Genomic DNA, 12,690 nt, shown 5'->3' with positions numbered 1-12,690 from the left:
AGCATACCAATTGATTATTAGCCTTCACACATTCTGCTTTTTTATAAAATTGCAATACCTATAAAAGCAAGAAACATGGAAAGGAGAAATTTTTTTAACACATCATATCTAGTTATTTAGATATCTGTTATTGTATTTTAAATTACATAGTCCTAATAATATTGACATCCAATAATGCTTCTTTGTTAATGAATTTACTTTCAAAATACTAGTACGAATGGAGAGTTTTATAAATGAAAAAAGTAAATCCTTTACTTATTCTGACACTCGCAATAGGTGTGTTCGGAATTATTACTACCGAAATGGGTATTGTCGGTGTATTACCACAAATCACTCAGAAATTCGGCATTTCAACTGCACAAGCAGGATTTTTAGTAAGTATATTCGCACTAGTTGTTGCTATTTCTGGTCCGTTTCTAATTTTGCTCGTCTCTGGGATTAATCGCAAAATAATTTTATTAACAGCAATTTTTACATTTGTTATTTCAAATATAATCTACGCTTATACAATACAATTTGAAATCATGCTTATTTTTCGTATTTTACCGGCTGCACTTCATCCACTCTTCTTTTCAATCGCTCTTGTAACAGCTGCTAAACTTGTCCCTCCTGAGAAAAGTGGTCAAGCCGTTACAAAAGTTTTCATGGGAATTACAGTTGGTTTTGCTCTAGGCGTACCATTAACCTCTTACCTTGCAGACCAATTTTCACTAGAAATTGCTTTCTTATTCGGAGCATTCGTTAACACTCTTGCATTCATTGGAATACTAATCTACCTTCCTTCTATGCCTGTTACAGAAAAAATGTCTTTCGGCAAACAAATTCGTATACTCGGCAAACCAGGATTATGGTTGAATATTTTAACCGTCACATTCCTTTTTGCAGCCATGTTTTCCGTATACAGCTACTTCGCTGAATACCTTGCAACAGTAACTTCCATGAATGGATCTCTCATCAGTATTATGCTATTCATATTTGGTATAGTTATGATTTTAGGTAATCATTTATTTGGTAGTCTCCTGCAAAAAAGTATAGTAAATACAGTACTATCCTTCCCTATTTTATATTCTATCGTTTACATATTGGTTTATTATTTAGGTTCCTACCTTGTTCCAATGATTTTTATGGTATTCATTTGGGGAATCGTACATGCTGGCGGATTAATTGTTGGTCAAACATGGTTAATAAGTGAAGCAAAAGAAGTACCTGAATTTGGTAATAGCCTATTCGTTTCATTCTCAAATCTCGGAATTACTTTAGGAACAACTATTGGAGGCTGGTTCATTTCAAACTTAGGTATTCACCAACTTATTTGGAGTGGATTTCTATTCACACTACTTTCCTTTCTATTAATTATAATAAAACTAAAATTTTTCAATTCTAATAGTCCAGCTTCATTATCAAGCTAGTACATTACAGTTCCAAATTTGATAAAAATATTATAAATTCTTCTCTATATAACATACAGGTTATTCTTCTTATAAGATTTTCCAAACTAAAAAGTATAATGCTCAAAGCCTTTAGCCATAATTACGACTAAAGGCTTTTTTGTATATAAAGTGAAACTTTAATCAGCCGGGGCTTTGTTCATCCCCTCACTGATTATTAGCCTTCACTAATCAGGTTTTTACAGGCAGTTAATGCGGGATAAAAATAAATCTCAAAGGAGCTACTACTTTATGGAGCATAATCAAAATGGAATACTTGCTATAATTGTTTTGGTTTTAGGATTAGTGTTTTTTGTTAGTGGAATGGTTTATCATTTATGGGGTTCTTATTAATAGCATGATTGTAATCACCCATCCCCCTCAAGTATATCGTTCCATACTTGAGGGGGTTTTTAAATATGTTAAAAAACCATTTCTAGGACCGTTGGCTGTATTTGGAGTATCAGCTGTATCTTGCATTTTACTAATCATAACAGGAATGGTATTAGCTCTAAATTTTCATGTGAAAGATCAACATACTATTAGATATCGTTTATAAAGAAACTGATGATAAATCTAAAGAGATTGATAAAGTGAAACTTTAATCAGTGGGGGTCTTACTGCCCGTTAATGCGGGATAAATTAAAAGGGGATATATCACTATTGGAAACGCAAAATAAAACGCTAGATGCTAAAGTGAAAAGATTAAAAGAAGAATTAGCAAAGAAAGAACAACCTAAAAAAAAGAATCAAAACGAGAAACGCAACAACCTGCTGCTCAACCGGAAAAGAAAGAAGAAGTTAAACAACAACAATCTACAGGTTCATTTGCAAATCCAGTGAAGTATAGCAACAAAACCGAAGCAATAAATAGAGTGAAGGAAAAAGCGAAGCAAGACTTCAAAGATGATTACATGACTCAAAACTTTGTTGCTAGTGAGCAAACGAAAGCGTACGATTTCTTATATGGCATTGAAATAAAATCACAAGAAGAATTGAACATGATGAAAAACGCATTAAAAGATTTTCCTAACGATTTTATGAAAGCTAAGTTTGTTTATGAAGAACAGTTGAAAACAAAAAATCAACAATAAACATTTTTAAAGTTCACATTGCCTTTATAAGGGGATTATGAACAAAGTAGTGAAGTAAGTGATAGCACTCGGATGAGTGCTTTTACTATGTAGATCAACAAAAGAGAGGAATAAACAATATGAATAGAAAAGCTTTAATTGGATTTATAAGTACTATCATTATTCCAATTATCAGCATCTACTATCGGCCTAATTAATTTTTCCTTATGACCTTTAGCATCAACCGTTTCAAATTTCTTTAAACTATTACATATGTTTGTACCACGCTTTGTTGATGCGTTCACACTTCACAGTTGTTGAATTTTTAGACTTATCCCTTAGTGTACCCATATTATTAGAACATCCTACCATATTTAGGAAGAATGTAGCCAATACACACGATATTATTAATTTCTTCAAATAGCCAATTCAAACTCTCTTTCGGTTAACGTTTTTTCATAAAATAAGTTCCATACTAATTTTACATTATATTAAAAGTTGAAAAATATTCTTATACTCATAAATTGTTACATTTAAAGGGGAGAAACAGAATTTCATAAGATATTATTATTAAAAAACTTACATATAGTTTAAATATAGCCTCTTATATAAAAAAATCCCAATAAAATATATATTTGAAACATATTTCTCAATGAATAAAATAACTTAACATGGTAAAATAATATTGGGATGAGAATCCCAATATTATTAAAATTAAGATGGTTCAAGTCGAAGAAAGGCACCTTAGGGTGTCTTTTCTTTATTTCTCAATGTAAGAACTTTAAGGATATGCTAGCAAATTCCCTTTTGTACAATGAAGTAGTAACACCTAATAATAAGGCCCATCTATTTCCGTAGGTGGGCTTTATGTAATTTTACACTTATGCATGATGGTTCGATTCGGAAGAAGGAGCCTTTTATAAAAAGGCCTTAAAAAACAATAATTGCAACTATATTAATTTTACATTACATTAAGGATGGAGAATATTATTATACTAATAAAGCGCTAAATAGTAGGGGGAAAAATGGAATTTTGTGATTTGGGTATTACCATTAAAGAACTTCGAATTAAAAAAAATATATCACAATCCGAATTATGTCATGGCATATGTTCACAAAGTCAAATTAGCAAGATAGAAAAAGGTATGATTTATCCATCTAGCATATTGTTATATCAATTATCAGAAAGACTTGGTGTTGATCCAAATAATATATTTGCACTAACTCAAAACAAAAAATTAAAATACGTAAAAAATGTAAAATATGTAATGAGAAATTGTGTAAAGCAAAAACAATATAAAGAACTTTATGAAATAGTAAAAAAAGAGAAAAACGAAAACAATTTCCAATCAACAGAAGATAAACAATTTCTAATATGGTATGAAGCAATTGCTATATATCGTGTGAATAACTCAACAAAAGCGGCTTTAACTCTTCTTAATAATGCATTAAAACTAACTTTAACCAATGTTGATTGTTTATCAGAAAGAGAAATAGATATTATGCAATCAACTGCTATATTGTATGCGGAAAACAAAGAATACGAAAAAAGTATTAATATGTTAAAAAAATGTTTAACTAATTTTAATAAGTTAGATTTTCCTAGAGATAAAGAAATTAAATTAAAAATTATTTTAAATTTAGCAAAATGTTTAGACTTCACCTATCAACATGAAGAAGCAATAAAACACCTTGATAAGGGCATCAAATTAGCTATTAATCTAAACACTTTATACCTATTAGGTGAACTATTCTATTTAAAAGGTCAGTATTTATTAAAGATTAAACAACATGATGAAGAAGATGTTGTGAATAACATGAAAAAAGCATTATTTATATTTGAACTAACAGAAAAAGAACATTATATACAAATGATTAAAGATGAATTGATTGAAATACAAAATAAAAAACACTCATAATTTCGTAAAAACTACTTACAAAGCCCACAGGAAAAATCTCTATAGTTTTTAAACTTACAACGATATTATTAAAATGAAAGTAGTTCAAGTCAGAGAAAGGTACCTTAGGGTGTCTTTTTTTATTTTCAAAAGGACCTGCTCAATTATTGCGTAAAAAACATAAAGTAAATTGAATCCGTTAAAATACATGAGTGACCTTTTGTTTTCCCCTCTTATTAAAAGGAGGAACTATTATGGGATTTGGTGGTAGTTGTGGCGGCTGTGGATTTTCTGGAGGCTTTGCTTTATTAGTTGTATTATTTATTTTATTAATCATCGTTGGAGCTTCTTGCTTCTGCTAAAAAACTATCGGAAAAGACACTCATATATGGGTGTCTTTTCTTTTTACGTTAAAAGGCCCCCTATTTCCGTAGGTGGCCTTTATCTTTATTACACAATATTAAAGTATACTCTCTTTTCCCCGTAAACTTTATGTAATTATACATATTAGTGAAAAAATACACCTAATGAATATTAAATATAGTAAAATATGAATTGTGGACACGTTCTATAAAGCAGATTCTTTTGACAGGCGTAACATATCAATCATTATAGGGGATGTGGCGTTACTCCGATACTGATCTCAAATCTCTTTTATTTTATGAACTAACAATCTGGTGTATATAAACGATTCTGTTTTATAGGGTGTGTTTACATTTATAACAAAGGGGTAATACGGATAGATTCGTATGAAATGAAAATGGTTCAAGTCGGAGAAAGGCACCTCAGGGTGTCTTTTCTTTATAATAAAAAAGCTCTCCATAAAGGAAAGCTTTTACGTTTATACATGTAAGTCATCCAAATTAGTGATTCACACAACTCTTTATTCCTTCACATCTTTCATGCTGTAATATCCTAAATTAATAATAATTAAGAAATACCCAACCATAATTCCAGCAGCAAATGTCCACATGAAATCATGATGTTCAATTTCATACATAATAATCGCGCCGAGTATTGCGGCTGCAAACCGATTTATCATTCCAAGCATCGGCGCTTTTTCTTTTTTCACAATGCTGTCTCCGAACTTTTCAATACGCCTTCCTAAAATCCAGGCGCAATACATACTCACTAAAAGGCCAATGCCCCCCCCTACAAACTGGGCTGAAAAAGGTGTCATAAGCCATCCTAATACCATCACCCCTAGCAAACAATACATTTGTATGTTAAATGATCTTAATGCCATACGAATCATGCAATGCTCCTTACCTTTCTCATTAGTCCCATCTTTCGGAGTTCAAGCTTTCCGATATATCTTTTTTAAAATGAGGAAATTTGATTTTGCTCACCATTAAATAAGCGAGTACGCATGTGCCAAACGCCACGGAAACTGGATTATTCAAAAAGCATAAAATGAGGAGACACATTGCCGCGAATGGTATTGGCATTCCGATAAATGTCGGGAGTTTGCTTTGCTGCGTGTTAAATCTCGCAAGCCGAAGCATGCCACAAATACTGTAAGCAAGCGCACATATCATCCCGATAGACTGTAATTCTTTCAATGCGACACTATATGCAAGAATAGACGGTGCCACACCAAAGGTAACTAAATCCGCAAACGAGTCCAACTCTCCGCCAATTTCCGAAACAGCATCAAGTTTCCGAGCGACCATACCATCAAAAAAATCAAATAACATACCTGTAATAATAAAAACTGCTCCTAAATAAATATCGTGAACGAAAACAGCGTAAATAGCCAAAAGCCCACATACAAAATTTGCTATCGTAATCATATTTGGTATGTAACTCATAACATGCTTCTCCTCCTTTCTACTAATTGCTTCATCTACGTTCTTACTCATTAGAATCAAGATCCTTCTGTTTTTCTTCTAATATAACTTTATTTATTTTCGTTAACGTATCGGTCATTTGCTCTAAAGCATGTATATCGATTTTAGAAAAGTACTTCTCAATTAATACATCATCTAAATCAGACAACCGCTCTATATACTTACTACCGTTTGGACCAAGTGTAAGGAAATACTCCCGCTTATTATTAGGGTTTACTTGTTTCGAAATCATCTTCTGTTTTTCCAATTTCGATAAAACTTGGCTCACAGCACTTTTCGATATATTAAAAGTAGTCGCAATGTGATTCGCTGTCGTATTTTCATTTAAATTAATATGAAATAGCATGCTCTCTTGCTGTCCTGTAAGACCGTACTCATCTTTTAGCTCCTGAAATAGTAAAATGTAAAATTCATTATAAGCCCGGTTCATTTCATTAATTACTTCTTTATACGATCTAGTCATAGCATTCTTCCTCCATGCTGTTATTTCGTTTCGTTATATAGTTAAGTTCACTTAACTTAACTATATAATACCGTTATGTTTGTGTAAAGGGAAATATAGCTCTATCCTTTATTTACAATGAAAAAAGAAGACATCATTTAAGATGTCTCCTTTCCATACTTAAGACTCCAAACTCTCACCATTCGTCTCAATTACTTCTTTATACCAATTGAAACTGTTTTTCTTCGATCTTTTTAATGAACCTTTTCCTTCATTATCTTTATCAACGTATATATATCCATAACGTTTTTTCATTTCTCCAGTAGAAGCACTTACAAGGTCAATTGGGCCCCAGCTTGTATACCCGATAATATCTACTCCATCTTGAATTGCTTCTGACATTTCGATCATATGTTTTTGCAAGTAATCAATACGGTATTCATCATTCACTTCGTCTTCACCATTTAATTGATCGATTGCACCGAGACCATTTTCAACAACAAATAAAGGTTTTTGGTAACGATCGTAAAGTTGGTTCGCTGTAATACGGAAGCCTTTCGGATCAATCGTCCATCCCCACTCTGATTTTTCCAAATATGGATTTTCAACAGAACCGAATACATTCCCGCTCGTTATGCTTTTTAACACTTCTGGATCTGTACTTGTTGCTCGGCTTGAATAGTAGCTAAATCCAATATAATCAACTGTATGCTCTTTTAAAATCTCCTCGTCTTCTTTTTCCATTTCAATTGTTACATTGTTATCTTTAAAGAAGCGTTTTGCGTATCCAGGATATTGTCCTCTTGCTTGTACATCAATGAAGAAGAATGATTCACGGTCTTGTTCCATCGCACGAAAAACATCGTCTGGATTACATGTGTATGGATACGTTGCACCAGCAGCAAGCATACAACCGATTTTTGCGTCTGGAATCATTTCATGACACGCTTTTACAGCTAACGCACTTGCGACAAGTTGGTGATGCGCTGCTTGATACTGAATTTGTTTTTTGTTCTCACCTTCTTTAAATGCTAGCCCTGCACCCATGAAAGGTAAATGTAAAAGCATATTAATTTCGTTAAATGTCATCCAATATTTCACTTTATCTTTATATCTATTAAAAATCGTTTTTGCATACGTCTCAAAGAAAGTGACAAGTTTTCTACTTCTCCAGCTTCCATACTTTTCTACTAAATGAATAGGAACATCAAAATGAGCCATCGTAACGACTGGTTCAATGCCCTGCTTTAACAGTTCATCAAATAAATTATCATAAAACTGTAATCCTGCTTCATTCGGCTTTTCATCTTCACCATTTGGGAAAATACGTGTCCAAGCGATAGATACACGTAGCGCTTTAAATCCCATTTCTGCAAACAGCGCGATATCTTCTTTATAACGATGATAAAAATCAATCGCTTCGTGTGATGGATAAAACTCCCCTTCTGCCGGTGTAAAGGAATGAATATTCCCATTCATAATATCCCAACGTTTTTCACCAGTTGGCAATAGATCAACTACCGTCAATCCTTTTCCATCTTCTAAATATGCTCCTTCAACTTGATTGGCTGCGATTGCTCCACCCCATAAAAATCCTTTAGGAAAAATAACTTTAGACATATAGAAAAACTCCTTTATATAAGAATTAACGAGGAAAGGCATTGTAAGTTTTAAAGAATACCTTTCTTCGTGTGAACCTGTATGAAATGTAACTACTATTTAACTCCTAACTCTAGTAAGGAATCTCCAGCTTGAATCTTTTCTACTTCAGTTTTTTTAATACTATATTTATTATAATTTGTAACAACAACTGGTGTTGTCACAATATAACCCGCCTTTTGAATTTCAGCTATATGAAACTCAATAAGTAATTGCCCTTTTTCTACTCTCGCTCCTTGTTCAATATGAGAGGAGAAAAATTCGCCATTTAATTTCACAGTATCCATTCCAATATGGATTAAAATTTCAGCACCTGAATCCGCCGTAATTCCTACTGCATGATTCGTCGGGAAAAGTGCAGAAATCGTACCTGAAACTGGTGAAAACAACTTTCCTTCTGAAGGCTCAATCGCAACCCCTTCACCTAACGCACCTGATGCAAATGCAGCATCGTCAATATTTTGAAGTGGCATAACGGCGCCATGAAATGGACTCAGAATTGCTTCATCATCGTTTGATGCAGCAATTTTATCAATTGTTTCAGCTGATTCTGTAGAATCTTTCTTTTTAGTAAAACCAAATAAATAAGTAAGAACAAAACCTACTATTAAAGAGACAACCATCGCAATAATCGCGCCCCAAAATCCAGCTGTAATCCCTTCTTTCGGACTAATGAATGTTGGAAGCGCAAATATACCAAGTCCACCTGTCATATAAGCTTGCGTACCGAATACGCCAAGTATTCCGCCGCCAATTCCTCCCGCAATACAACTCATAATAAACGGTTTTTTAAGAGGAAGTGTAACACCATAAATCGCCGGCTCTGTAACACCGAAAATACCCGAAATAAAAGCTGGAATACTAAGTGTTTTTAATTTCCGATCTTTCGTTTTCATCCAAACTCCAAGAACAGCCCCAATTTGAGCAAATGAAGTAGCGAATATAAGCGCTAATATGGGATCAATACCGTGCACTGCTAAATTGTTATATCCAATCGGGACAATTCCCCAATGAAGTCCGAAAATAACGAGCACTTGCCAGAAAGCACCAAGTACTATCCCTGCTACTAATGGACTTAAATGATAAACCCAAAGTGTAGCCTGTCCTAAAAATTGACCTGCCCACGTCGCAATCGGACCAATAACAAGAAATGTAACTGGTACAACGATTAGTAACGTTAAGAATGGTAGTACAAATGTTTTCACAACATCTGGAATGACTTTCTTTAAAGACTTTTCTACTTTCGCTCCAAAATAAGTAGCAAGAATAATTGGAATAACAGATGATGCATAGTTCATTAAAATAACTGGAATTCCTAAAAACGTAATATGAATTGGTGATTCAAACATCGTTCCTGCAAATAGCGTATATAATGGCTCACTTGCTTTTAAACCGGATAGAGCCGGATATACTAACGCTCCCCCAATTGCCATACCAATGAATGGTGATCCTCCAAATTTCTTACTTGCTGTATATCCTAAGAAGATAGGGAAGAAATAAAATAATGAATCGCCAACTGCATTTAATATTTGATACGTTCCTGACTGCGTACTTAACCAGCCTAACGCTACAAATAGTGCATTAAATCCTTTAATCATCCCAGTTGCAGCTAGTACTCCTAAAATGGGAGTGAAAATGCTAGAAAGAATATCTATAAGACTACTCTTTTTCTTCTCACTCGCACTTTCTTCCTCTGTTTCTTGAAACCCTCCAGCAGCAATAACCGCTTTATATACGTCGGATACATGGTTACCAATTACAACTTGATATTGTCCGCCGCTTTTCATAACAGTCACAATGTCTTCCATGCTTTTCAGTACTTCTGTATTTGCTTTCCCCTCATCTTTTAACTGAAATCGTAAGCGAGTTATACAATGTACAACGCTATTTATATTTTCTCTCCCGCCAACATGTTTCAGTATGTCCTTTGCTAATTTTTCATACTTCATAGTTATTTCTCCTCCCTACAATCATCCCATTTATCATTTTTATAAAGTGAAACTGTAATCAGTGGGGGGATTCATCCCCCACTGATTATTAGCCTTCACCAATCGGGCATTTACGGGCAGCCCGACTCCCACATAACTTCTTTGCCTCAGCCGAATTTTGAGGTGGGATAAAAGAAAAAACCTAAACTAACCATAACGGTGCGATACATACGAATCACTCCATTACAAGTCAATTTAGGTTTTGCCTGCCAAACAGTAACAATCCCGTTTATTCAATTACATAATTCATTTCATTTCGCTTCGTTACACGATGAATGTGCAACGTTACATACACTTTTTCATCTTTTGAAAGATGACTATTATGTACTTTTTGCAAATATGCTTCAATTTTTTCTGTACAACAATATGCCTCTTCATACTTATTTTTCACTTGCTCGTATAAAAAATCATCCTCTGCCGAATGCAATTCCTTCTGCATTAAACGCTGGGCAAAGTATCGTAAATGCGTTACGAACCGACTATAATTAAATGAATTTTCATCTAAGTTCATCTTATAGTGATACTTTACAACATTTAAAATATCTTGGACGATTTTCGTCATCGCCACCGTTTGCTGCATTGCCGGCTCTCCTTGCTGCGCATTCACGAAATGCAAAGCAATTGACCCTGCTTCATCTTCAGAAAGTCTAAAGCCAGTCTCCTCTTCAATTATGTTCAAAGCTTGTAGCCCAATTTCAAACTCTTTCTGATAAAATCTCTTAATCTCCCAAAGCAAAGTATTTTTCAGATCCATTCCTTCTTTATGCCGAGTTAAGGCGAAACTTAAGTGATCCGTTAATGTAAGATAAATATAATCACTTAAAGTCCCCGGCAAAACTGTCTTAGCAAACTGAATAATTCTCTCTGTAATCTCTAAATTTTCTACAGGAATTTCAGTTAGTAACCTAGCGAGTTTCTCTGATAATTCTCTTGTTTCTAGTACAAAGGTCTTTTCTATCTTAGATTCATCAATCGCATCGCCTACTTTTTTCTGAAACCCCAAACCTCTGCCCATAAGTACAACTTCTGTCTCATTATCCTTCATCGTACAAACAACATTGTTATTTAAGATTTTATGGATTCTCATATTGTTCCGCCTTCTTCTTCTTAAAGTCACAAAAGGTAATAAAAAAACCTAAACTGATTCCAAAAGCTACACTACACCCGTAGCCTCTAGATCAATTTAGGTTTTGCCTGCCGAACAGTAACAATCCTTTTACTTATTAACTTACTTTTATTATACACAACAAGTAAGCGTTTGCAATGATAAATTATTGAACATTTTTTTACAAGAGAAAACAAAGACTAATCATTTCAAAAAGTATTTTTCCTTTTTCGATATACTAATAGTTTATCAGCTGTTGTTTTAATGTATTTAAAACTTTCTTTCTCTCTTCATAATCTTCTGCATCAGCTTCTTCCCAAAGCTCAAGATCAGCCCCTCGCTCAATTAATGCAATCGCATTGTTGCGAACCTCATCCTGAAGACACCCTTTCTCCAATTGTATTGCCGCAAGACCAATATATACTAAAGACATAACCTCTAAATCTTCATCTATATCAAACTCATCTAAATACTCTTCTAAAATGAGCTTAGTTGCTTCTTCTACACTATTATCTTCTTCTAAGTACTCAATAAACTGCTCTTTCACATCACAAGTTGTATCATCATCAAATAACCCAGTTCCCCAAGCGCCCATATTCCACAGCCCCTTCTTTGTACTTTTCTATTATATTTCAATCTTAAATATAATAGAAATTCATTACAAGGCTAGTTATATACATCATTATATTTTACAATTACTATAGGTAATATGTATATTTTACCACATGTATCATTCTGAATAATTAAACAAAACCATCGATAAAATTCCATATAGACCCATTACTGGTTAAAATGTTATAATTAAATCACCCTACATAGTTACTCATAGTCAGACTGAGGAACTAGCGTCTTATTAAGCAATGCGCATAACTTAAATAAAAAAGACACTTTACAGTGTCTTTTTTATTTACATTCTATTCATTATTTTTTCATAGAAGTTATCTCTTTTATACACAAAATATATCAAACTATACTTATTTAGAGTTTTCCTTCAATCCAACTACCCGATTGGTCAAAATAGTATTTGTTACCACCAATTGATTGCCAACCCGTTAACATTGCACCTTCACCATTTAAGTAGTACCATTTACCACCGATTGATTGCCAGCCTGTTAACATTGCACCTTCACCGTTTAAGTAGTACCATTTACCACCGATTGATTGCCAACCTGTTAACATTGCACCTTCACCATTTAAGTAGTACCATTTACCACCGATTGATTGCCAGCCTGTTAACATTGCACCTTC

The 12,690-nt window shown here is 33.6% G+C and carries 11 protein-coding genes and 1 pseudogene; 4 read left to right on the top strand and 8 right to left on the bottom strand.

Annotated elements, in window-relative coordinates:
• The first annotated feature begins 233 nt into the window (after positions 1-233).
• The 4 genes and pseudogenes from JDS98_RS23970 to JDS98_RS23955 all read left to right on the top strand — a co-directional run bounded on the left by JDS98_RS23970 (position 234) and on the right by JDS98_RS23955 (position 4,760).
• Positions 234-1,409, top strand: coding sequence for an MFS transporter (locus tag JDS98_RS23970; RefSeq protein ID WP_199634426.1), 1,176 nt, complete (start codon positions 234-236; stop codon positions 1,407-1,409).
• 657 nt (positions 1,410-2,066) lie between these two features.
• Positions 2,067-2,521, top strand: a pseudogene (locus tag JDS98_RS23965) (Branched-chain amino acid permease); the annotation flags it as partial.
• A gap of 1,004 nt (positions 2,522-3,525) precedes the next feature.
• Positions 3,526-4,419 carry a helix-turn-helix domain-containing protein gene (locus JDS98_RS23960; RefSeq protein ID WP_199634425.1) on the top strand — a complete coding sequence of 298 codons (894 nt, stop codon included), beginning with the start codon at positions 3,526-3,528 and terminating at the stop codon, positions 4,417-4,419.
• 233 nt (positions 4,420-4,652) lie between these two features.
• Positions 4,653-4,760, top strand: coding sequence for a YjcZ family sporulation protein (locus JDS98_RS23955; RefSeq protein ID WP_000505673.1), 108 nt, complete (start codon positions 4,653-4,655; stop codon positions 4,758-4,760).
• Between the two features lie 521 nt (positions 4,761-5,281).
• Here the strand turns inward: JDS98_RS23955 and JDS98_RS23950 are convergent.
• From JDS98_RS23950 to JDS98_RS23915, 8 genes are all read right to left on the bottom strand, one after another.
• A complete protein-coding gene (locus JDS98_RS23950) occupies positions 5,282-5,653 on the bottom strand; it encodes an ATP synthase subunit I (RefSeq protein ID WP_000620621.1) in 372 nt (123 codons plus the stop codon).
• Positions 5,654-5,675: 22 nt separating this feature from the next.
• Positions 5,676-6,260: a CDP-diacylglycerol--serine O-phosphatidyltransferase gene (gene pssA / locus JDS98_RS23945; RefSeq protein WP_199634424.1), complete on the bottom strand. Its 585-nt coding sequence runs from the start codon at positions 6,258-6,260 to the stop codon at positions 5,676-5,678.
• Positions 6,253-6,711, bottom strand: a complete 459-nt coding sequence (locus JDS98_RS23940; protein WP_000198623.1) for a MarR family winged helix-turn-helix transcriptional regulator — start codon at positions 6,709-6,711, stop codon at positions 6,253-6,255. Before JDS98_RS23940 ends, pssA begins: the two co-directional genes overlap by 8 nt.
• Before the next feature lie 159 nt (positions 6,712-6,870).
• Complete coding sequence (locus tag JDS98_RS23935; RefSeq protein WP_199634423.1) at positions 6,871-8,310, bottom strand: 6-phospho-beta-glucosidase; 1,440 nt, start codon at positions 8,308-8,310, stop codon at positions 6,871-6,873.
• A gap of 95 nt (positions 8,311-8,405) precedes the next feature.
• Complete coding sequence (locus JDS98_RS23930; protein ID WP_199634422.1) at positions 8,406-10,298, bottom strand: beta-glucoside-specific PTS transporter subunit IIABC; 1,893 nt, start codon at positions 10,296-10,298, stop codon at positions 8,406-8,408.
• A 268-nt stretch (positions 10,299-10,566) separates the two neighbouring features.
• A complete protein-coding gene (licT, locus tag JDS98_RS23925) occupies positions 10,567-11,424 on the bottom strand; it encodes a BglG family transcription antiterminator LicT (protein WP_199634421.1) in 858 nt (285 codons plus the stop codon).
• Between the two features lie 256 nt (positions 11,425-11,680).
• Complete coding sequence (locus JDS98_RS23920; protein ID WP_000501498.1) at positions 11,681-12,037, bottom strand: DUF4259 domain-containing protein; 357 nt, start codon at positions 12,035-12,037, stop codon at positions 11,681-11,683.
• Between the two features lie 383 nt (positions 12,038-12,420).
• A partial coding sequence (locus tag JDS98_RS23915; protein ID WP_199634420.1) for an N-acetylmuramoyl-L-alanine amidase family protein occupies positions 12,421-12,690 on the bottom strand: 270 nt, incomplete at its 5' end.

Source organism: Bacillus cereus group sp. N11 (assembly GCF_016483605.1).
Lineage (GTDB): Bacteria > Bacillota > Bacilli > Bacillales > Bacillaceae_G > Bacillus_A > Bacillus_A toyonensis.
This window is presented reverse-complemented; position numbering and strand designations above follow the sequence as displayed.

Excerpts from the sequence above, each read along its gene's own strand:
- JDS98_RS23970 (WP_199634426.1), top strand. The coding sequence starts at position 234 with ATGAAAAAAGTAAATCCTTTACTTATTCTGACACTCGCAATAGGTGTG.
- JDS98_RS23960 (WP_199634425.1), top strand. The coding sequence starts at position 3,526 with ATGGAATTTTGTGATTTGGGTATTACCATTAAAGAACTTCGAATTAAA.
- JDS98_RS23955 (WP_000505673.1), top strand. The coding sequence starts at position 4,653 with ATGGGATTTGGTGGTAGTTGTGGCGGCTGTGGATTTTCTGGAGGCTTT.
- JDS98_RS23950 (WP_000620621.1), bottom strand. The coding sequence starts at position 5,653 with ATGATTCGTATGGCATTAAGATCATTTAACATACAAATGTATTGTTTG.
- pssA (WP_199634424.1), bottom strand. The coding sequence starts at position 6,260 with ATGAGTAAGAACGTAGATGAAGCAATTAGTAGAAAGGAGGAGAAGCAT.
- JDS98_RS23940 (WP_000198623.1), bottom strand. The coding sequence starts at position 6,711 with ATGACTAGATCGTATAAAGAAGTAATTAATGAAATGAACCGGGCTTAT.
- JDS98_RS23935 (WP_199634423.1), bottom strand. The coding sequence starts at position 8,310 with ATGTCTAAAGTTATTTTTCCTAAAGGATTTTTATGGGGTGGAGCAATC.
- JDS98_RS23930 (WP_199634422.1), bottom strand. The coding sequence starts at position 10,298 with ATGAAGTATGAAAAATTAGCAAAGGACATACTGAAACATGTTGGCGGG.
- licT (WP_199634421.1), bottom strand. The coding sequence starts at position 11,424 with ATGAGAATCCATAAAATCTTAAATAACAATGTTGTTTGTACGATGAAG.
- JDS98_RS23920 (WP_000501498.1), bottom strand. The coding sequence starts at position 12,037 with ATGGGCGCTTGGGGAACTGGGTTATTTGATGATGATACAACTTGTGAT.